This window comes from Pantoea stewartii subsp. stewartii (genome assembly GCF_008801695.1).
GTDB lineage: Bacteria > Pseudomonadota > Gammaproteobacteria > Enterobacterales > Enterobacteriaceae > Pantoea > Pantoea stewartii.
This window is the reverse complement of sequence record NZ_VZPF01000054.1, coordinates 15,501-37,085: the sequence shown is the minus strand read 5'-3', so window position 1 is coordinate 37,085 and position 21,585 is coordinate 15,501. Positions and strand designations below refer to the sequence as shown.

The 21,585-nt window shown below is 55.6% G+C and carries 20 protein-coding genes and 1 pseudogene; 17 read left to right on the top strand and 4 right to left on the bottom strand.

The genetic code is table 11. The annotated features are described in order from the left end of the window. Positions 1 to 281 precede the first annotated feature (281 nt). Positions 282 to 1,841, top strand: a complete 1,560-nt coding sequence (locus F7Q90_RS16310) for a methyl-accepting chemotaxis protein (RefSeq protein ID WP_006118346.1) — start codon at positions 282 to 284, stop codon at positions 1,839 to 1,841. Between the two features lie 36 nt (positions 1,842 to 1,877). On the opposite strand, the gene fbp is transcribed toward F7Q90_RS16310, so the two are convergent. Then, on the bottom strand, positions 1,878 to 2,885 hold the full coding sequence (fbp, locus tag F7Q90_RS16305; RefSeq protein WP_006118345.1) for a class 1 fructose-bisphosphatase: 1,008 nt from the start codon (positions 2,883 to 2,885) through the stop codon (positions 1,878 to 1,880). A 167-nt stretch (positions 2,886 to 3,052) separates the two neighbouring features. Between fbp and mpl the strand changes: the two are divergent. Further along, positions 3,053 to 4,409, top strand: a pseudogene (gene mpl, locus F7Q90_RS16300) (UDP-N-acetylmuramate:L-alanyl-gamma-D-glutamyl-meso-diaminopimelate ligase). Positions 4,410 to 4,493: 84 nt separating this feature from the next. Here mpl and yjgA read toward each other — a convergent pair. Beyond that, positions 4,494 to 5,039, bottom strand: a complete 546-nt coding sequence (yjgA, locus tag F7Q90_RS16295; RefSeq protein WP_006118344.1) for a ribosome biogenesis factor YjgA — start codon at positions 5,037 to 5,039, stop codon at positions 4,494 to 4,496. Positions 5,040 to 5,152: 113 nt separating this feature from the next. Between yjgA and pmbA the strand changes: the two genes are divergently transcribed. Then, complete coding sequence (gene pmbA / locus F7Q90_RS16290; protein ID WP_006118343.1) at positions 5,153 to 6,493, top strand: metalloprotease PmbA; 1,341 nt, start codon at positions 5,153 to 5,155, stop codon at positions 6,491 to 6,493. Between the two features lie 95 nt (positions 6,494 to 6,588). Continuing rightward, positions 6,589 to 6,975 (top strand): cytochrome b562, encoded by a 387-nt coding sequence (gene cybC / locus F7Q90_RS16285; RefSeq protein ID WP_006118342.1) that lies wholly within the window; start codon positions 6,589 to 6,591, stop codon positions 6,973 to 6,975. Positions 6,976 to 7,007: 32 nt separating this feature from the next. Here the strand turns inward: cybC and F7Q90_RS16280 are convergent, their stop codons facing one another. Further along, complete coding sequence (locus tag F7Q90_RS16280; protein WP_006118341.1) at positions 7,008 to 7,808, bottom strand: DeoR/GlpR family DNA-binding transcription regulator; 801 nt, start codon at positions 7,806 to 7,808, stop codon at positions 7,008 to 7,010. A 34-nt stretch (positions 7,809 to 7,842) separates the two neighbouring features. Further along, the gene (locus F7Q90_RS16275; RefSeq protein WP_006118340.1) at positions 7,843 to 8,739 is read right to left on the bottom strand and encodes a sugar kinase; all 897 of its coding nucleotides are present in this window, start codon (positions 8,737 to 8,739) and stop codon (positions 7,843 to 7,845) included. 166 nt (positions 8,740 to 8,905) lie between these two features. Between F7Q90_RS16275 and yihU the strand changes: the two genes are divergently transcribed. From yihU to F7Q90_RS16210, 13 genes are all read left to right on the top strand, one after another. After that, positions 8,906 to 9,811: a sulfolactaldehyde 3-reductase gene (yihU, locus tag F7Q90_RS16270; protein ID WP_006118339.1), complete on the top strand. Its 906-nt coding sequence runs from the start codon at positions 8,906 to 8,908 to the stop codon at positions 9,809 to 9,811. 14 nt (positions 9,812 to 9,825) lie between these two features. Further along, positions 9,826 to 10,701, top strand: a complete 876-nt coding sequence (gene yihT / locus F7Q90_RS16265) for a sulfofructosephosphate aldolase (RefSeq protein ID WP_006118338.1) — start codon at positions 9,826 to 9,828, stop codon at positions 10,699 to 10,701. Between the two features lie 13 nt (positions 10,702 to 10,714). Then, on the top strand, positions 10,715 to 11,956 hold the full coding sequence (gene yihS / locus F7Q90_RS16260) for a sulfoquinovose isomerase (RefSeq protein ID WP_006118337.1): 1,242 nt from the start codon (positions 10,715 to 10,717) through the stop codon (positions 11,954 to 11,956). 26 nt (positions 11,957 to 11,982) lie between these two features. Further along, complete coding sequence (locus F7Q90_RS16255; protein ID WP_006118336.1) at positions 11,983 to 12,825, top strand: aldose-1-epimerase; 843 nt, start codon at positions 11,983 to 11,985, stop codon at positions 12,823 to 12,825. A 40-nt stretch (positions 12,826 to 12,865) separates the two neighbouring features. After that, a complete protein-coding gene (locus tag F7Q90_RS16250; RefSeq protein WP_006118335.1) occupies positions 12,866 to 14,923 on the top strand; it encodes an alpha-glucosidase in 2,058 nt (685 codons plus the stop codon). Between the two features lie 12 nt (positions 14,924 to 14,935). Beyond that, a complete protein-coding gene (locus F7Q90_RS16245; RefSeq protein ID WP_006118334.1) occupies positions 14,936 to 15,847 on the top strand; it encodes a sulfite exporter TauE/SafE family protein in 912 nt (303 codons plus the stop codon). A gap of 43 nt (positions 15,848 to 15,890) precedes the next feature. Continuing rightward, positions 15,891 to 17,285: an MFS transporter gene (locus tag F7Q90_RS16240; protein WP_006118333.1), complete on the top strand. Its 1,395-nt coding sequence runs from the start codon at positions 15,891 to 15,893 to the stop codon at positions 17,283 to 17,285. Positions 17,286 to 17,310: 25 nt separating this feature from the next. After that, entirely contained in the window at positions 17,311 to 18,750 is a 1,440-nt protein-coding gene (locus F7Q90_RS16235; protein WP_006118332.1) for an MFS transporter, read from the top strand. 297 nt (positions 18,751 to 19,047) lie between these two features. After that, positions 19,048 to 19,392 (top strand): glycine dehydrogenase, encoded by a 345-nt coding sequence (locus tag F7Q90_RS16230; protein WP_044241509.1) that lies wholly within the window; start codon positions 19,048 to 19,050, stop codon positions 19,390 to 19,392. A gap of 28 nt (positions 19,393 to 19,420) precedes the next feature. After that, complete coding sequence (locus F7Q90_RS16225) at positions 19,421 to 19,777, top strand: SFCGS family glycine-rich protein (RefSeq protein WP_006118330.1); 357 nt, start codon at positions 19,421 to 19,423, stop codon at positions 19,775 to 19,777. 3 nt (positions 19,778 to 19,780) lie between these two features. Further along, entirely contained in the window at positions 19,781 to 20,077 is a 297-nt protein-coding gene (locus F7Q90_RS16220) for a DUF4312 family protein (RefSeq protein ID WP_006118329.1), read from the top strand. A 33-nt stretch (positions 20,078 to 20,110) separates the two neighbouring features. Continuing rightward, on the top strand, positions 20,111 to 20,887 hold the full coding sequence (locus F7Q90_RS16215; protein ID WP_006118328.1) for a DUF4311 domain-containing protein: 777 nt from the start codon (positions 20,111 to 20,113) through the stop codon (positions 20,885 to 20,887). Between the two features lie 13 nt (positions 20,888 to 20,900). Continuing rightward, a complete protein-coding gene (locus F7Q90_RS16210) occupies positions 20,901 to 21,545 on the top strand; it encodes a DUF4310 family protein (protein ID WP_006118327.1) in 645 nt (214 codons plus the stop codon). The last annotated feature ends 40 nt before the right edge of the window (positions 21,546 to 21,585 follow it).

Sequence of the window (21,585 nt, the reverse complement as noted above, 5' to 3'; positions counted from 1 at the left end):
GCCTTGTTGTAGTTGCACCAGTTGGTGATTTTGAATTTCTGCTTAGCCACGGAACTGCCTGCATTATCAGGATTATGCGTGATCTGATCCTGCAACTCAGCAAAAGTTCGATTTATTCAACAAAGCCCAAAATACCTTCAATTTCATTAACAGGTTAGCGGCAAGCACGGGATTAATCATTCACAGGCGTTAAAGTTTGCGAATCCCGATGCCGATACTTTCTCCGTTTAAGGGTTGTCGAAATTATTTCGCCTTTTACTACTCATACGGAAACGATCAAGATGAAACAGTTATCACTACGCACGGGGTTGCTGGCGTTGCTGGCATTCATGACACTGCTGTTGTTGGCGGTGAGTGTGATGGGCATTGTGGCAATCAACAAGGGCAACCGCTCGCTGGATGTGATTAACCGCATTCAGGGGATTGAGTTAAACAGTCTGTATCGCAGTAACGCCGATTTAATGCGCGCGCGTGCCAGTGCTGCGCTTGCAGTACGCAAGATTGAGATTGGTTTACTGGATGAGGGCGCGCAGGTCACCAAAACGGCGCAGGCCGATGTCGAGTCCTCTCAGCGCAATTTAAAACGTTTTGTGGATGCCGGAACCGTGACGGCGGAAGGCAAAATCATGGCTGATGCCATTGCATCAAGCTATAAGGATTACCTTGATCAGGGTATCCTGCCGATGATGAAGGCGCTCGACAAACAGTATAACGATGAATATTACCAACTGCTGGAAGGTAAACTGGAGCCTTTATCCGCGAAGTATACCAAAGCGGTAGAGACCTTTGGCGCGAAAGCCGACGAAATTACCCAGGCACAGTTAGTTGAAGCTCAGCGCAATGAAATCATGATGAAAGTGCTGATCGCCGTGGCGGTGGGACTCTCCGTGCTGCTGCTGGTACTGGCCTGGGTGCTGTTGCGCCGCATGTTACTGACGCCGTTGAACAAGGCGATTATTCACCTTGAGCAGGTGGCGGCGGGCGATCTGTCTCAACCGTTGCCGCTGTCGGGCAACAACGAACTGGGTCGTCTTAACAATGCGCTGGCGGGTATGCAGCAGGCTCTGCGTGACTCGGTGAATAAGGTGCGTGAGGCCGGGCTGAAAATCGACAGCGGCAGCCGCGAGCTGGCGGCGGGCAACGTTCACCTTTCTCAACGTACCGAAGAATCCGCCGCGTCGCTGGAGCAAACGGCGGCCAGTATGGAACAGTTGACCGCAACGGTTCGTCTGAACGCCAGTAACGCGCAGCAGGCTCACCAGTTGGCAAATGCCGTTTCTGACAGTGCCGATCGCGGGGCGGAAGTGGTGAACTACGTGATGGAAAAAATGCGTGAGATCACCGAGAGCGCCAATCGCATCGGCGATATTCTGAGCGTGATCGACGGCATTGCCTTCCAGACCAACATTCTGGCGTTAAACGCCGCCGTGGAAGCGGCACGTGCCGGTGAACAGGGGCGCGGTTTTGCCGTCGTCGCGAATGAGGTGCGCACCCTGGCGCAGCGCAGTGCCAGCGCGGCGAAAAAGATTCGCACACTGATCAGCGATTCACAAACGCGGGTGAAAGAGGGCAGTGAAATGGCCACGCGTGCAGGCGAAACCATGGATGACATCGCTGGTGAAGTCATGCGCGTGACGGCACTGATGAAAGAGATTTCGATGGCTTCAGAAGAGCAAAGTCGGGGCATCGATCAGGTCAACCATGCGGTGACGCAGATGGATGAAGCGGCGCAGCAGAACGCGGCGCTGGTGGAGCAGGCCACCGCCGCCACGCATTCACTGGAGGCGCAGTCAGAGCAGTTGCAGGCTGCTATGGCGCTGTTCCGGCTTCAGCAGGCATAAGACAAAATAAGGGCGCGACACCCGCGCCCTTTATGTTTAGCCCTGACGACACTCCGGGAACTCTGCCAGGAAGCGCTCTACGTCATCCACCATGGCGGTGTTGCCACAGTAGAACGGGCAGCGCTGATGCAGCGTTACCGGGGGAATATCCAGAATACGGTTTTGCCCGTCGCTGGCTTTACCGCCCGCCTGCTCGGCCAGGAAGGCCATGGGGTTGCACTCATACAGCAGGCGCAGTTTACCCTTCGGATGGCTGGCCGTGCTGGGGTAAAGGTAGATACCGCCTTTCAGCAGGTTACGATGGAAATCCGCCACCAGTGAACCGATGTAGCGTGAGGTGTAAGGACGGTGCGTTGCCACATCCTCTTCCTGACAGAATTTCAGGTATTTTTTCACGCCCTGCGGGAAACGAATGTAGTTACCTTCGTTAATGGAATAGGTGTAGCCCACTTCCGGATACGTCATCCGTTCGTGACTGAGGCAGAACACGCCCAGTGACGGATCGTAGGTAAACGCGTGCACACCACAACCGGTGGTGTAAACCATCATGGTAGACGAACCGTAAACCACATAACCGGCCGCGACCTGTTTGTTGCCCGGCTGCATGAAGTCCGCTTCGACGACCGGTGTGCCGGGTTCACTGACGCGACGATAGATTGAGAAAATGGTGCCGACAGAGACGTTAACGTCGATGTTTGATGATCCATCCAGCGGATCCATCAAGACCACGTACTTGCCGTTTTCCTCGCCCTCAAAGATGACAAATTCGTCCTCTTCTTCAGAAGCGATACCGGCAACGATACCGCGCGCTTTCAGTGCGGCTTTGAGTTTTTCGTTGGCGAACAGATCCAGTTTCATCTGCTGTTCACCCTGAACATTCTCGACGCCGCTGGCCCCCAGGATATCCACTAAACCGGCTTTGTTAATATCGCGGTGGATAATTTTGGCACCCAGCTTAATCGCTGAGATAAGCGCCGTCAGTTCACCTGTAGCGTGCGGAAAGTCGTGTTGCTTCTCGACGATAAATTCGCCCAACGTTTTCATAACACATTCCCTGAATCATCGATGGAGTGGCAGCGGCATACTTCACTGCCGACGGATGCGTACGCAGTTTAGCCGATTGAACTTCAAAAACCATAGTCCTAATCCGTTTCTTCCGCTCGCAACCGAGGTTACACTGTGCGCCGAACTTTTGAGTTATGGACGTTTTTATGCGCATTCACATCCTCGGGATATGTGGCACGTTTATGGGCGGGCTGGCGATGCTGGCACGCTCCCTTGGCCATCAGGTGACAGGCTCAGATGCCAATGTTTATCCGCCGATGAGCACCCTGCTTGAGCAGCAAGGTATTGAATTAACAGAGGGTTATGACGCCAGTCAGCTTGATCCTCAACCAGACCTGGTCATCATCGGCAATGCCATGACGCGCGGTAATCCCTGTGTGGAAGCGGTTCTGGAACGCAACATTCCCTACCTTTCAGGTCCCCAGTGGCTGCATGATTTCGTGCTGCGTGACCGGTGGGTGCTGGCCGTGGCCGGCACCCACGGTAAAACCACGACGGCAGGCATGGCAGCGTGGATTCTGGAGGCGTGTGGTCTGGAACCGGGCTTTATTATCGGCGGTGTACCCGGCAACTTCGATGTTTCAGAAAAAATTAGGAAAAAGCCCATTCTTTGTGATTGAGGCTGACGAATATGACTGCGCGTTTTTCGATAAGCGCTCTAAATTCGTTCATTACTGCCCACGTACGCTGATTCTGAATAACCTGGAATTCGATCATGCGGATATTTTTGACGATCTGCGGGCGATCCAGAAACAGTTCCATCACCTGGTGCGCATCGTGCCGGGCCAGGGCAAGATCCTGCTGCCGGAGCACGATCATAACCTGAAGCAGGTAATGGCGATGGGCTGCTGGAGCGAGCAGGAACATGTCGGCGACGGCGGTCACTGGCAGGCGAAAAAACTGACGCCTGACGCCTCACACTGGGAAGTCTGGCTGGACGGCAACAAAGTGGGTGAAGTGAACTGGGCACTGGTCGGCGAACACAACATGCACAATGGTTTAATGGCCATTGCGGCAGCCCGTCATGTTGGCGTGAAACCCGAGGATGCCAGCCAGGCACTGGACAGCTTTATCAATGCCCGTCGTCGTCTGGAACTGCGCGGCGAGGTCAACGGCATCAAGATCTATGATGATTTTGCCCATCATCCGACCGCGATTCTTGCCACGCTGAGCGCGCTGCGCAGCAAAGTGGGCGGGACGGCGCGTATCCTGGCCGTGCTCGAACCGCGTTCAAACACCATGAAAATGGGCGTGAATAAAAATGAACTTGCCCCGTCACTGGCGCGTGCCGACGAAGTGTTTCTGTTCCAGCCGAGCCATATTCCCTAGCAGGTCGCGGATGTCGCAGAAGCCTGCATGCAGCCTGCGCACTGCAGCGCGGATATTGATGCGCTGGTAGAAACGATCGCCAAAACGGCGCAGCCGGGCGATTCCATCCTGGTAATGAGCAACGGGGGCTTTGGTGGGATTCATCAGAAGCTGCTGGATCGTCTGGTTCGTTAACCGGTAGCCGATCCTTTTCTCCCCGAACGAGGGGAGAGAAAACCCTGCGGCTGGGCACTGCTCAGCCGCACATCACCGCCAGGGTCAGACGGCTTCTGCTAATTCGCGCAGGTACTGAAAAATCTGACGGGCAGATTTTGGCGGTTTGTTACCCGCTTTTTCCTTCTGTGCATTACGAATCATGCTACGCAGTTGCTGACGATCGGCCTGAGGATAAAGGGCAAGCACGTCGGTCATCGCCTCATCGCCTTCTTCAATCAGGCGATCGCGCAGCATTTCCAGCTTGTGAAACAGCGCAACCTGCTGGTTATGACGGTTTTTAAGCTTATCCAGTGCGGTACGAATCGGTTCAACGTCGATGCTGCGCATCAGCTTACCAATTAACTGTAACTGACGGCGGCGGCCTTCTTTCTTAATACGCTGCGCCAGTTCAATCTCGGTACGCAAACGCTCATCCAGTGGAATTTTATCCAGCGAGTTTTTCCCCAGGTCGACCAGTTCGGCCCCCAGGCGTTTCAGCTCTTCAGCATCGCGTTTGATTTCGCTCTTACTAACCCAAATAATCTCTTCATCTTCTTCTTCGTGATTATCGGGCACATCATCGAGCCACTCTTCAGGCTGCTTAGTCATATCTGGCTCCAAAAAAAAGAGGCTAATCCTACCAGTTTATCGGGTGACTGCGAAATTGTTCTCTGACTCTGATAGACTCAAATTATTCAACCATAAGATTAGACGGCAGGTCGATGAACGTATCAACTCAAGTTGCAGAACAGCGAAAAGCACTGGAACAGGCAATTGCACAGGCGCTTGAACTGGCAAAAGCAAGTACGGATGGCGCGGAAGTCGCGGTGAGCAAGACCACCGGTATTGGTGTTAGTACCCGTTACGGCGAAGTGGAAAACGTCGAATTCAACAGTGATGGCGCACTGGGCATCACCGTTTACCACCAAAACCGTAAAGGCAGTGCGTCATCGACCGATCTCAGCCCGGATGCCATTAAACGAACCGTGCAGGCGGCGATTGATATCGCACGCTATACCTCGCCGGATCCCTTTGCCGGCCCGGCGGATGCCGAACTGCTGGCTTATGACGCACCGGATCTGGATCTCTACCATCCGTGGGAGATCGATGCCGATTATGCTATCCAGCTGGCGGCACAGGCAGAGCAGGCGGCACTGCAGGCAGACAAACGCATCACTAATACTGAAGGCGGTAGTTTTAACAGCCATGTCGGTATCAAAGTCTTTGGTAACAGCCACGGCATGCTGCAAAGCTACTGTTCCAGCCGTCATTCGCTGTCCAGCTGCGTCATTGCTGAGCAGGACGGCAATATGGAGCGTGATTATGCGTACACCATTGGCCGCGCCATTGAGGACTTAAAGAGCGCGGACTGGGTTGGGGCCGAGTGCGCTCGCCGGACGCTGTCGCGCCTGGCACCGCGTAAGCTCGACACCATGAAAGCGCCGGTCATTTTTGCGCCAGAAGTCGCGACCGGCCTGTTCGGCCATCTGGTCGGCGCCATCAGCGGCAGCAGCGTCTATCGTAAATCCACATTCTTACTGGATGCGATGGGCAAACAGATTCTGCCTGAATGGCTGACCATTCAGGAGCAGCCGCATCTGTTAAAAGGCCTGGCCTCCACGCCGTTTGACAGCGAAGGCGTACGTACACAGGCCCGCGACATTATTAAAGATGGCGTGCTGCAAACCTGGCTGATGACCAGCTATTCTGCGCGCAAGCTGGGCCTGACCAGCACCGGTCACGCGGGCGGCATTCATAACTGGCGCATCGCCGGTCAGGGGCACAGCTTCAACGACATGCTGAAGCAGATGGGCACCGGGCTGGTCGTGACCGAACTGATGGGACAGGGCGTCAGCGCCATCACGGGCGATTATTCGCGTGGCGCAGCCGGTTTCTGGGTGGAGAATGGCGAGATTCAGTATCCGGTAAGTGAAATTACGATTGCAGGTAACTTAGGCGATATGTGGCGGAACATTGTTACCGTAGGCGATGACATTGAAACCCGCAGCAATATTCAGTGTGGTTCTGTTCTGTTACCCGAAATGTATATTGCCGGACAGTAAAATCTCTTTTAAGTTGTGTAGGCGATAGCAAGCGGAGGGCATCGACCCTCCGCTTTTTTATAAGCAGCGTTTTCACAATAAAAAGGAAGCTGAGCATGCGTAAAGCGTTTATGTCGTTGTTAGCTGTTGCCTTGTTATCTGTTAATGTCACCGCCGGTGCGGCTTCTCTTGAGCACGATATGAAAGAGATGGCGGGTATTTACAAGTCGCTGGATGGGGCGAAAAGCGCCGATCAGCTGCACAAAATGTTAGGTGATTTGCGCGCCAAAGCCGAAGATGCCAAAAAAGGCACTCCGGACAAACTGGAAGGCAAAGCACCGGACAGCCCGGAAATGAAAGACTTCCACAAAGGCATGGATGATTTGATTGCCCAGATTGATAAAGCCGATGCACTGGCTAAGCAGGGCAAGCTGGATGAAGCTAAAGCAGAAGCGCAAAAACTGGCTGCTATCCGTAACGAAAACCACAAGAAGTTCCGCTAAACACACGCTAACCCCGGCACTGCCGGGGTTAATTATTCCGCCCCCTCATCGCCACCCGGCTTAGCCAGGATCACTTCAACCTGATGGGTTTTCAGCAGGTTTTGCAGCGCCGTACCCGGCAGTTTATCGGTGAACAGGGCTGTCGCCTGCGCCACGCTGCCCATCTCCACCGCGGCCGAGGCCTGGAATTTAGTATGATCGGCGGCGAGCAATATATGACGCGAATGCGCCATCATCGTTTGTGCAACGTTGGCCTCATTCACGTCAAATTCCAGCAGCGCACCGTCACTCTCAATGGCGCCCATGCTGGTGACGAGATAATCCGCCCTGAAACTGGCCACAAAGGCCGTAGTCACCGGACCAATAATGCCACCATTGTGTGGGCGCAACGTGCCGCCGGGCACCATGACTTCAAACTGGGGGCATTTATACAGAATATGTGCCACCCGCAGGCTGTTGGTGATAACCCGCAGATGCTTATGGTTCATCAGGGCGCGGGCCACATGCTCCACGGTGGTGCCAATCGTAATAAACACCGTGGAACCATCAGGAATGTAGTCAGCGATGGCGTCAGCGATAGATCGTTTTTCATCGGTTTGTGAGACTTCGCGCTGTTCAAAGGCGGTATTGACCACGCTGGATGCGCGGCCTGCGCCGCCATGATGACGGGTAATCAATCCCTGTTCGCTGAGTTTGCGAATGTCGCGGCGTACTGTTTGCGTCGACACATCCAGTAGCACCGCAAGTTCATCAATATTCATGTAGCCACGTTCGGCGATCAGGCTGAGTAAATGATCGTGGCGAGGATTACCGGTTACGTCCGTAAGGATCATGAGCTGCTCTCTGAAGACCACTTTGGCTGTCAGTTTAACCATTAACTGACATAAAAGAACAGGTTTGCTCATAATCGGGAATACCGGCCCGGCCACCCGGGCGCGTACATTTTAAGGCCGCGACAGCGCTGGCAAAGCGCACCGCTTCCGCCACGGCGGGCTTTTGGGCCAGCCTGAATGCCAGTGCGCCATGAAACACATCGCCGGCACCGGTCGTGTCGACCACCCTGACATGAAAAGCTGGCTGATGCTGTAATCTGCCCGCATCAAGCCAGAGGCAACCCTGAACGCCTTGTGTCACATAGACATGTCCCTTTGTGAGCATTTGTGCTTTTTTCAGCGCACTGGCGTCACTTTCCATACCGGTCAGGCGCTGCAAACCGGGTGCGGAAAACGCCGCGTGGTCGCTCAGCGTTACCAGTTCAGCAATGTTTTGTGGCGTCACATCGCCATCCAGAATGGTGGGAACGCCGGACCTGCGTGCCAGCGTAAAGGCGCATTTTGCGCCCTGATGCCAGCGGACATCCGCCAGCACGGCATCCCACTGAGAAAAATCGATTTCCGCTAGCCAGTCGGCCTCGTCGGGTAAATCCGGGCTGGGATAGTTGGCGATGATACGTTCGCCTTCAGCATCCACAAGAATGGCAGATTGCGAGGAGCGGGCAGCGTTAAAAATCTTTGTATAACGTGTATTTACGCCGTAACTGTTTAACTCGGACAGCAGCCTTTTCCCGGTGTCATCGTCCCCGACCCGGCCAATAAAATCTACCTGCGCACCCAACTTTGCAGCCGCGACGGCTGCCGTGGCCGCCGGGCCACCGCCGACTTCCCGATAGTTGCTGGCGACATATTTTCCGCCCTGATGCGGTAACGTTTCCAGGTACCAGATGCGATCCAGTACGGTGATCCCTACACAAGCTATGCGCGTCATCACTCTTCCTCAGACATTTTCTCGTGCTGTCATTTTAATTTCATCAAATGTTTTAAAAGTGACACCTGTCAATTTTTTGACCATAAATTACAAATATGATCCGAAAAAGACAGAAAAAATCATATATCGGACAAAATGTGACATTCATTGGGTTTGGGAGAGCGGTATGGCGGAAGTAGCGTTTATTGGACTGGGGCAAATGGGGGCGCCGATGGCGAGCAATCTGCTTAAGCAGGGCCATCAGCTCAGGGTGTTTGACGTCAATCCCGAGGCGGTTGCCAGGTTAGTGGAAAAAGGCGCACAGGCTGCCCGTTCTCCAGCCGAGGCCGCCGAAGGGGCTGAATTCGTTATCACCATGCTGCCCAATGGCGATTTGGTGCGCGCTGTCCTGCCAGGTGATCAGGGCGTCTGTACCACGCTGTCGCCTTCGGCACTGGTGATCGATATGTCGACGATCCATCCGCTACAGACCGACCAGATGATTAACGAGATGCGGGCGAGCGGCTTCAGCATGATGGACGTGCCGGTTGGGCGCACATCCGATCATGCTATCGCCGGCACGCTGTTGCTGCTGGCAGGCGGAACACTGCAACAGATTGAGCGGGCAAAACCGCTGCTGTTGGCCATGGGAAATGAGGTGGTGGTGGCTGGCGGACCGGGCATGGGGATTCGCGTCAAGCTGATTAATAACTACATGAGTATCGCCCTGAATGCGCTCTCTGCAGAGGCGGCGGTGCTGTGTGAAGGGCTGGGGCTGCCGCTGGAAGTTGCGCTACAGGTCATGAACGGCACGCCAGCAGGGAAGGGGCACTTCACCACGACCTGGCCAAATAAGGTGCTGAAAGGCGACCTGTCACCGGCCTTTATGATCGATCTGGCTCATAAAGACCTGGGCATCGCGCTGGATGTGGCTAACCAGCTGCATGTGCCCATGCCGCTCGGGGCCGCCTCACGTGAGGTTTACAGCCAGGCGCGCGCCGCCGGACGCGGACGTCAGGACTGGACCGCCCTTCTCGAACACGTGCGCGCCAGCGCAGGCCTCTCACCTTCGACAACCCCTTGTGACGCTTAATCAGAGGAAAGCACATGACTCATTACACCCTTAAAGACATCGCCCGGCCATCAGGTGGTTTCGCCATGCTGGCTGTGGATCAGCGTGAAGCGATGCGGCTGATGTTTGCCGCCGCGGGTGCGCCACAGCCGGTCAGCGATCGGGTTCTGACCGAATTCAAAGTGAATGCCGCCAGCGTGTTATCGCCTTATGCCTCCGCCATCCTGGTGGATCAGCAATTTTGCTTTCAGCAGATTGTGGAGCAGCGGGCTGTGTCGCCCGGTTGCGGCATCATTGTCGCGGCGGATGCGTTTATCCCGGGCAACGGCATTCCGGTTGACAGTGTGGAGATTGATCACCGCGTCGATCCTCAGGCCGTCAAGCGTGACGGGGCAAAGGCGCTCAAGCTGCTGGTGCTGTGGCGCAGCGATGAAGACGCACAGCAGCGGCTCGATATGGTGAATACCTTCACTGCGCGCTGTCACCGCCATGGTCTGCTCAGCATTATCGAACCCGTTGTCAGACCGCCGCGCCGGGGCGATCGCTTCGATCGCGAGCAGGCGATCCTCGCTGCAGCGAAGGAACTGGGTAACAGCGGAGCGGATCTTTATAAGGTGGAAATGCCGCTGTACGGCAAAGGTTCACAAGCCGACCTGCTGACGGCCGCGCAGAAACTTAACGATTTGATCATGATGCCGTGGGTCATCCTCTCCTCTGGCATTGACGAAAAATTATTCCCACGAGCCGTCAGAGTCGCCATGCAGGCGGGTGCCTCCGGATTCCTGGCGGGCCGCGCAGTCTGGTCTTCGGTTATTGGTTTGCCCGATACCGACCTGATGCTGCGGGATATCTCTGTTCCCAGACTGCAACGGCTGGGCGAGATCGTAGATGAAATGATGGCGAAACGTTAATAGGGAGAAGCAGATGAAATGGTTTAACACCTTAAGCCACAATCGCTGGCTCGAACAGGAAACCGATCGGATTTTCAGTTTTGGCAAGCATGCGGCGGTGCCAACCGGATTTGGCTGGCTGGGTAATAACGGTCAGGTCAAACCCGATAATGGAACGCACCTGTGGATCACCGCCCGCATGTTGCACGTCTATGCGGTGGCGGCCTCAATGGGGCGGCCCGGGGCTTATCAACTGGTTGAACATGGTATCAATGCGTTAAACGGTGCGCTTCGCGATAAAAAATATGGCGGCTGGTACGCCTGCGTCAACGATGAAGGCGTTCTCGATGCCTCCAAGCAGGGCTACCAGCATTTTTTTGTATTGCTGGGCGCCGCCAGCGCCGTTACCACCGGTCATCCGGCGGCACGTCCATTGCTGGATGAGGCGATCAAGGTCATTGAACGTTACTTCTGGAGTGAAGACGAGCAGATGTGCCTGGAATCCTGGGACGAGGCATTCAGCAAGACCGAAGACTACCGGGGAGGGAACGCCAATATGCACGCCGTTGAAGCGTTCCTGATCGTGTATGACGTCACGCACGATAAGAAATGGCTGGATCGCGCGCTGCGCGTCACGTCCGTAATCATCCATGATGTCGCGCGTCAAAATAATTATCGCGTGAATGAACACTTTGACACGCACTGGACGCCACTGCGCGATTACAACAAAGATAACCCTGCCCACCGCTTCCGTGCTTATGGTGGCACGCCCGGCCACTGGATTGAGTGGGGGCGACTGATGCTGCATCTGCACGCCGCGTTTGAAGCGCGCTTTGAAACCCCACCGGCCTGGTTAGTGGAAGATGCCAAAGGGTTATTTCACGCCACCCTGCGTGATGCCTGGGAGCCCGATGGTGCAGACGGTTTCGTTTATACCGTGGACTGGGACGGCAAGCCCGTGGTGCGCGAGCGGGTACGCTGGCCTATCGTCGAAGCGATGGGAACCGCCTATGCGCTGTATACCGTCACCGGTGAGGCGCAATACGAAGCCTGGTATCAGAAGTGGTGGGACTACTGCATGACCTACCTGATGGACTTCGAAAACGGTTCCTGGTGGCAGGAACTGGATTGCGAAAACAAGGTGACGACCAAAGTCTGGGACGGCAAACAGGATATCTATCACCTGCTGCATTGCTTGGTCATCCCACGCCTTCCGCTGGCACCGGGCCTGGCTCCCGCTGTCGCCGCCGGATTACTGGACTGTAACGCAAAATAATTCCAAAACAGACGGGAGTACCAGCTATGCACAGCAGCGGAAAAACCCTTGTACTGCGTGCCGGAGACTATCAGGCCACCCTTGTCACCGTGGGCGCGGGTCTGGCTGAACTGACATACGCAGGTCAGCATCTGGTGCTCCCCCATCCCCCTGAAACCCTGCCGCTGGCGCACATGGGGAAAGTCCTGATTCCCTGGCCCAATCGCGTCGCGAAGGGCACCTGGTACCATAACGGTAAATGGCTTCATTTACCGATCAATGATCACGAAGGGGGAACCGCCATTCACGGTTTGCTGGCGTGGCGTGACTGGCAGATTACGGAACATACCGACAGCACAGCGAGGCTGACAATCTTTTTACCGCCCAGCTACGGGTATCCGTTTGCCCTGGTTTCAACGGTGACGTACCGGCTGGATGCCATGCAGGGCCTGCTGGTGACGCTCGACAGTCAAAATACAGGACGTGAACCTGCTCCTTATGGCGCAGGTGCGCACCCGTATCTGACCTGCAACAGAATGCCGCTGGACGAGTGCCTGCTCACGTTGCCTGCCGCGATAGCGCAAGGCGATTTCCTTTCCCCACGTCTGCTCGGCGCAACGCAAATTGATGACAGCCTTCGCACAGGCACGGACGGCCAGCAGTGGGAAGTGCGCCTGACCAGCCGGAAGCCGTCCCTTTCTGTTTACTTACGTAGCGATCAGCCCTGGCTGCAAATTTACACCGGCGAAAAACTGGGCCGCACCGGGCTGGCAACCGAGCCCATGAGTTGCCCGCCTGATGCGTTTAACTCCGGCGTTGATCTGGTCTGGCTCGCACCGCAGGCGACGCATCGGCTGGCCTTCACCCTTGGCTGCGATCGCCCCGGATAAAGATCACCTTACCGCCTTACCCTACAACTAAGAGGCCAGTATGCACTTACAACATCTTGAAACGGCAGGGGTAAAACTCACTGCCACTGATAACGGCTTTTCACTGGTTTATCACGGCCGCGTTATTCTGAGCCACAGCCCGGAAGCGCCCTGTCTGTGGATGGGGCACGGTCGGGCCGACATTAAAATGTTTCGTGGCAACTTCAGTATCAAAGATCGGCTGAATGAAAAGCTGGCCCTGACTGAGGCCACCATGACGTCGCAGGCCGACTGTTGGCACATTCGTTTCTCGCGCGGCAACGTCATCAGCGCCACGCTGACGGTTGGGCTGGATGCCGGCGGGCGTTTACTGCTCACGCTAAATAATGACGCCGACAGTCATAACCGCATCTGGCTACGGCTGGCAGCGCAGCAGGCGGATCACATCTACGGCTGCGGCGAACAGTTTTCCTGTTTTGACCTGCGCGGGAAACCGTTCCCGCTCTGGACCAGTGAGCAGGGCGTCGGACGGAATAAAAACAGTTATGTTACCTGGCAGGCGGACTGTGCGGAGAATGCCGGCGGCGATTATTACTGGACGTTTTTCCCTCAGCCCACCTTCGTCAGCAGCCAGAAGTATTACTGCCATGTGGACAACAGCGGCTACATGAATTTTGACTTCAGCGCACCCGATTATCACGAACTGGCGTTCTGGGAAAACCGCGCGACGTTACGCTTTGAATGCGCCGACAGCTATATTGCGCTGCTGGAAAAACTGAGCGCCTGGCTGGGCCGCCAGCCTGAATTGCCTGACTGGGTTTACGATGGCGTGATTCTGGGCATTCAGGGCGGCACCGACGTGTGTCAGCAGAAGTTAGACAAGATGCGTCAGGCGGGTGTGAAGGTTAACGGTATCTGGGCTCAGGACTGGTCCGGTATTCGCATGACGTCGTTTGGCAAACGTGTCATGTGGAACTGGCAGTGGGACAGCGAACTCTATCCGCAACTGGATACACGCATTCAGCAATGGAAAGCCGAAGGCGTCCAGTTTCTCTCTTATATCAATCCTTATGTCGCCAGCGATCGCCCTCTGTGCGACGAGGCCGCCCGGCACGGCTATCTCACCAAAACGGCTTCCGGTCAGGACTACCATGTTGAATTTGGTGAGTTCTATGCGGGCGTTGTCGATCTGACTCATCCTGATGCTTATAACTGGTTCAAAGAGGTTATCAAACAAAATCTGATCGGCCTGGGCTGTGGCGGCTGGATGGCGGATTTTGGCGAATATCTCCCAACCGATACGGTTCTGCATAACGGTGTCCATGCCGAGATTATGCATAATGCCTGGCCCGCGCTGTGGGCAAAATGTAACTACGACGCGCTGGCAGAAACCGGCAAGCTCGGCGAAACGCTCTATTTTATGCGCGCGGGTTATACCGGCAGTCAGAAATACGCCGTGATGATGTGGGCCGGGGATCAAAACGTTGACTGGAGTCTGGACGATGGCCTCGCGTCGGTAGTGCCTGCCGCCTTGTCGCTGGCAATGAGTGGGCACGGTTTGCATCACAGTGACATTGGTGGCTATACCACGCTCTACGGCATGAAACGGAGCAAAGAACTGCTGCTGCGTTGGTGTGATTTCAACACCTTTACGCCCATGATGCGCACCCATGAAGGTAACCGTCCCGGCGATAACTGGCAGTTTGACAGCGATGACGAAACCATGGCGCATTTTGCCCGTATGTCGACGATCTTTACTTCCTTAAAGCCTTACATCAGGCAGGCGGTGGCGCAGAATGCCCGCAGTGGTCTGCCTGTTATGCGGCCGCTTTTCCTGCACTATGAAGCGGATGCCCGCACCTACTCGCTGAAATACCAGTACCTGTTTGGTCGTGATTTGCTGGTCGCGCCGGTGTATGAAGAGGGCCGCCACGACTGGACGCTCTATCTGCCGGAGGATCGCTGGATAAACCTTTGGACCGGTGAAGCGGCCAACGGTGGCGAGATCACGGTGGCCGCACCGCTTGGCCAGCCGCCCGTCTTTTACCGGGCTGAAAGTGAATGGCAGGCGTTATTTGCCTCATTACGGCTGATCGACAGTGCCGGTTCGACGCGATAAAGGAGAAAGGGTATGGATTTCTTCACGCTTTTTACTCCCGACGGGCTTGAGCTGAGTATTGAGGTTGTCTGCATCATCATCGCCATCATGTTCCTGTATACCTTCATCGGTATCTGCGCAGGCTTTGGTGGCGCGCTGGTAACGATGCCGCTGATCACCTTGTTGCTGCCGGTCAAAATGGCGGCACCTATGTCGGTCATTGTCGGGACAGCCACTGCGTTATATGCCACCTGGTTGTCACGTAACGAAACCCACTGGCGATCTGCGCTGGTGCTTATCCTGTTCTCCTTTGCCGGCATTCCCCTGGGGATTTATGCGCTCGCCAGTTTCCCGGACAACATCATGAAAACCGGGCTGGGCACTTTCCTGATCCTGTACGCGTTTTACAGCCTGTTTGTTCCTCGTCTGCCCGTCTGTGACAAAAACTGGCTAGTGGTGCCGACGGGCATCATCGCCGGCGCTCTGGGGTCGGCTTTTGCGACCAACGGCCCGCCGGTAGTGATTTATGGCATGTTGAGAAATCTGGCTCCGGCGGCGTTTCGTGGCACGCTCAATGCGTTTTTTACCGCCAGTAACATCGCCATTATTGGCGGCCTGACGACCAGCGGCATCTTAACGCTGTCAACCGTCAAGCTGGTGCTGTTCTGCGTGCCCACCATGATCCTGGGCTCGCTGGTGGGCCAGTATGTTCACCAACGCATCTCTGTCAGCACTTTCCGGCTGATGGTGCTCCTGCTGCTGATCGCATCCGGCGCCATGCTGATCAAGGGGGCGTTGGCGATTCCGGCATGGTCGGTACTGGTGCCGGTGTTTGGCCTGCTGGCGATTATGCAGTGGGTATTGGGCAAAAAAGTTGCGGCGATACGCGCGGAAACACAGCAGCAAGCGGAAACACAGCAGCAAAACGCTTCCCCTTCATCCTGAGCAAGGTTACCCGCCAGGCGGGCGGGTAAACCGGAGAACCATCATGAATCAGCAAACTGTATCTTCTGCCGGCGAGCCTGCGACGCTGCGGTTGCCGTTCCGGGAAAAAGTGGCCTATGGCATGGGCGATCTGGGTTCTAACATCCTGTTAGATATCGGGACGCTTTACTTACTGAAGTTCTATACCGATGTGCTGGAGCTGCCGGGAACGTACGGCGGAATTATCTTTCTGGTCGCCAAATTCTTCACGGCGTTTACCGATATGGGCACGGGCATCATGCTGGATTCGCGGCGCAGGATTGGCCCGAAAGGGAAGTTCCGGCCGTTTGTCTTGTACGCCGCGTTTCCGGTCACGCTTTTGGCTGTCGCCAACTTTATCGGTACGCCGTTTGAAATCACCGGTAAAGCGGTCGTCGCCACGGTGTTGTTTATGTTGTATGGCCTGTTCTTCAGCATGATGAACTGTTCGTATGGGGCGATGGTGCCCGCCATCACCAAAAATCCTGATGAGCGCGCCTCCCTGGCCGCCTGGCGGCAGGGCGGTGCAACGCTGGGGTTACTGATTTGTACTGTGGGTTTTGTGCCGGTGATGAACCTGGCAGAAGGCAGCGCGCAGTTCCGCTATATCGTTGCAGCCACACTTTTCTCGGCATTTGGTTTGCTCTTTATGTGGTGGTGCTATGCCGGTGTAAAGGAGCGCTATGTCGAACAGCCGTCTGCCCACCCCACGCAAAACCCGGGCCTGTTAGCCTCCTTCCGCGCTATCGCGGGTAACCGTCCGCTGTTTATTCTCTGTATTGCCAACCTCTGCACACTGGGGGCGTTCAACGTCAAGCTGGCGATTCAGGTCTATTACACCCAGTACGTTCTGAACGATCCCATCCTGCTGTCATGGATGGGCTTCTTTAGCATGGGCTGCATTTTTATCGGTGTCTTTATGATGCCCGGCGCCGTCAGGCGCTTTGGTAAGAAAAAAGTGTATATCGGCGGTTTGCTGATTTGGGGCGTGGGCGATCTGCTCAACTATTGCTATGGGGGCGGTTCCGTCAGTTTCATCGTGTTTTCCTGTCTGGCTTTTTTTGGATCTGCCTTTGTGAACAGTCTTAACTGGGCTTTAGTCTCTGATACGGTCGAATACGGGGAATGGCGGACGGGCGTGCGTTCTGAAGGCACGGTTTATACCGGTTTCACCTTTTTCCGTAAGGTCTCACAGGCACTGGCGGGCTTTTTCCCCGGCTGGATGCTGACCCAGATTGGCTACGTGCCTAACGCTGTCCAGCGCGCCAGTACGGTCGAGGGCCTGAAGCAACTGATGTTTATTTATCCCGGTGCGTTAGCCGTGGTCACGATTGTGGCCATGGGGTGTTTCTACAACCTCAATGAAAAGATGTATGTCCGCATCATTGACGAGATTGACGCCCGTAAGCGTCAGCACTGATTTGGCTCTGTGATAAGGATCCGTTATGAACACAGGTTCTGATCCCTTAACGCTGAAACTGCCTCTGCGTGAGAAGTTTGCTTACGGCATCGGTGATTTCGGCTCCAACCTGATGCTGGCTATCGGGACGCTTTACTTACTTAAGTTTTACACCGATGAACTGGGGATGCCGGCCTGGTATGGCGGCGTGATTTTCCTCGTCGCCAAATTCTTTACGGCCCTTACCGATATGTTTACGGGCATCGTGCTGGATTCACGGCGGACAATTGGCGCAAGAGGAAAATTCAGGCCGTTTATCCTGTATTTTTCGCTGCCGGTCGCGCTGGCGGCGGCGGCGCAGTTTGTGGCGCATGACCTCAGCCTGACATGTAAAACGGCTATCGCCACCGTGCTGTTTATGCTGTTTGGCCTGTTTTACAGTCTGATGAACTGTTCCTACGGGGCAATGGTACCTGCCATCACCAGGAATCCCACCGAGCGCGCTCATCTTGCCGCCTGGCGGCAGGGCGGGGCCACGTTAGGATTGCTGGTTTGTACCGTAGGCTTTATGCCCATCCAGTCGCTGTTTGTGGGCAAAAGTGCGCTGGGTTATCAGATGGCGGCTGCCGTCTTTGTCACTGGCGGATTGCTGTGCATGGGGCTTTGCTACAGCGGCGTGAAAGAACGCTATGTCGAGGTCACGCCCGCCCATCACAAACCTGGCGTTGCAACCGCCTTTCGCGCCATCTTTCACAATCCGCCCTTGCGGACGCTGTGCCTGGCGAACCTGTGTACCCTGGCGGCATTCAACATCAAGCTGGCGATTCAGGTTTATTACACCCAGTACGTGCTGAACGATGTCAGTCTGCTCTCCTGGATGGGTTTCTTCAGCATGGGCTGTATTCTGGCCGGTGTGCTGCTGGTGCCCGCTGCGGTGAAACGTTGGGGTAAAAAGCAGGTGTATCTCGGTGGTTTAGTATTCTGGGCTGTCGGCGATCTGTGCAATTTTCTCTGGGGCAGCACATCGCTAATGTTCGTCCTGTTCTCCTGTATGGCGTTCTTCGGCACAGCGTTTGTGAACAGCCTTAACTGGGCGCTGGTGCCGGATACCGTCGAGTACGGTGAATGGAAAACCGGTATCCGCGCAGAGGGCGCCTGCTATACCGGCTACACCTTCTTCCGTAAAATCTCTGCCGCCATGGCGGGGTTTTTGCCGGGCCTGATGCTGACACAAATCGGCTATGTGCCGAATGCCCTTCAATCGGATGCCACGCTGGCGGGGCTGCGGCAGTTGATCTTTATCTGGCCCTGTACGCTGGCCATCGCGGCGGCACTGATTATGGGATGGGGTTACAGGCTCAATGAAGCGCGTTTCGCGCGCATTGTCGCGGCCATTAACCAGCGTAAACGGCACGCTCTTGCCCCTGCTGCTATCCCAACGCGCAACGAGGCCTGCGTTCAGGTGACGGGTGCGGAAAAGCCATAAGTTTCTCTGTTAAGACGTGATGGCAGGTAACTGTTTGCCGGTTTTGTGACAGCGGTACAGCACCGGCCATCGCGCATTATGTGTTCACAGGCGCATCACTGCGCACAGGTAAGACAGCCTAACCTGTTGTTTTATATAACCTGACTCGCCATTCTCCCCCTGTTCACTCCCCACTTTGCGGCACCGATCACGCTCAGGTGCAGGATTTCCACTTCGAAACGGAAAAAGTCGTTCTCCACAGCCGTGCGGACTCTGTTTAGTTTGTGATCACGCTGAATGCGTAACGGGATGCAGACGATGAGCACGTGTAATGGAGCGGTAGCGATGAACGCGTCACAAGACGAGCAGCAAACGATTCAGGCCCTGGCGGATCGCGTAATGACCCAGATCGGCGCGCTGTTTGCCGAGCGGTCCATTAAACCGAACGCGGTACAGCTGCAAATGCTGGCTTCGCATGTCCGCGCAATGGCATTGCGATCGGTAACCGGTGAAGGGCTGCCGGAGGTGGAGGCGGATCTGTTCGATGAGATCTCGCCAGCGTCAATGGCACTGGCGCAGCAGGTCGTGGATCTGTTTGGCAATTTACCGCCGGAAGAAGCCTGGCTGCTCTCCGTCCACTTTGAAGTGGCTAAGAACGACTGATTTTCACCACCATGAGAGGTACAGACATATGGTAACCGTAGTAATAGGCGATCGACTAGGTAAAGGACAGAAAGTGGCGGCCGGCGTTGAGAAAGCGGGCGGGCGTGCCGTTGTCGTGCCCGGCGTGGCAGCTGACATGAAGTTGGGCGATGTGATGAAGGCTGAGAATGCCGACTTTGGCATTTCTTTTTGTGGCAGCGGCGGTGCGGGGGCGATTACGGCACAAAACAAGTATGGCTACAAAGCCAAACACGGCATGCGCTCAGTGGATGAAGGTGTGACAGCCATCAACGAAGGCGCCACCGTGCTGGGCTTCGGGTTTATGGATAAAGAAGAGCTGGGTGAACGTCTGGTTCAGGCCTGGCACAAAAAACACGGTGGATAAGGAATGAAAGAGACCTTTACAACCTCGGTAGCCGTAAGCGGCAAAGGCGATACCAAAGCGAAAGCGTTCTCTGATGCGCTCAGCCGGGTGCAGCACGAAGTCCTGCGCAACGCCAACAAGATTTTGCTGCGCATCGAACCCCAGGACGTAAAGGTGGTGCGCGCGCAGGAGCGCATCAGAACCGAAAAATTTCTTTTCTTTTTCCTGGCACGCGAGCGCAGGCACTTCAGTGTCGATCTGGAGGTCACCATCAACGTGACCTGTCTGGACGGCGATAAAGTTGCGTTCACCCGCGTGTAAGTCAGCCTCAAACAACATAAATAAGGAAAGAGGATGTTTCTCATCATTTTGCTCAAGTCGTTAATCATCGGCGGCCTTGTGGGCGTCGGTGTGGGTGCTGGCGCTGCCCGCATGTTCCACGCGCCGACGACACAAGGTATGGGCGCGTTTCGCACACTGGGTGAACTCAACTCCTGTGAAGGCGATCCCGCTTCTCACTTCTCTTTTGGGTTGGGTTTCTTTTTCAATGCCTGGGCTTCCTCCGTTGCGGCGGGTGCATTCACCCAGGATGTGGATCACCGCATCATCCCCAACTGGGGCGCGGCGGCCATCATGGTCAAAAACCGCAACGTCGCGCAAACGCTGCACGATCCAAAAAAGATGGCTATCGCCTGCGGCATCATCGGCATGGTGGTGGTCGCGTTTTTGAATTCGACGGCCTCTGCCGTTCCGGCGGCCCTGCAGGTTACGGCGGTCAAAGTGCTGGTCCCTGCGGCGAATCTGCTGGTGAACACGGTCATGCCCGTGATCTTCTGGCTGGCCGCAATCGATGCCGGTAAGAAATCGGGCTTCTGGGCCACCATTTTTGGCGGTCTGGCGCAGCTGATTATGGGCAATGCGGTACCGGGCCTGGTGCTGGGAATTTTGATTGGCAAAGGGGTTGAAGAGAGCGGCTGGCACAAAGTGACCAAAGTCATGATGACCGCCATCGTTGCCCTGTTTGTCCTCAGCGCCTTCTTCCGCGGTTTCGATATGAAGATGCTGCAATCCTTCCAGCTCGGCATTCCCGGCTGGCTCGACAGTATTCATAACAGCCTGAGCGGCAAATAACGGAGCGTCTGCAATGGAAGAATCAAACAAAGGTTTCTGGTATGCCGACTGGTCATTCCCGATTTTTGTCGGTTTGCTCTCCTCCGGCGTGTTTGCCGGGACACATATGTACTACCTGTACGGCATTGGAGCGTTTAACGAAGTCGCTTTCGTGTCCATGCTCCGGGCCGGAATCGATACCGGCGTCTATGGGGCGGTGGCTGCCTTCGGAGCCAGCTTCCTGTTCGCTCGCATCATTGAAGGATCGCTGGTCGGGATTCTGGACATCGGTGGTGCGATCCAGACCGGTGTCGGTCTGGGCGTGCCGGCGTTGCTGCTCGGGGCGGGTTTTGTTTTCCCCGTCGCTAACTTTGCGGCTTCGCTGGTCACCGGCCTGATTCTCGGTGTGGCAATCGGTTACGTCATTATCCTGGCGCGTAAGTTCACCATCAATCAGAGCAACAGCACGTACGGTGCGGACGTCATGATGGGGGCGGGCAATGCATCAGGCCGTTTCCTGGGACCCTTGATCATTCTGGCCGCGATGGGTGCCTCAATTCCTATCGGCCTCTTATCCTTGCTGGGCGCGCTGGTGTTCTATCTGTGGAATAAACCGATCACGGGCGGTGCGATCCTGGGTGCCATGATCCTGGGCGCGATCTTTCCTGTGGCGATCTGACCCTGTTATCCCCCGATCGGTTCAGGCCGATCGGGGCAGT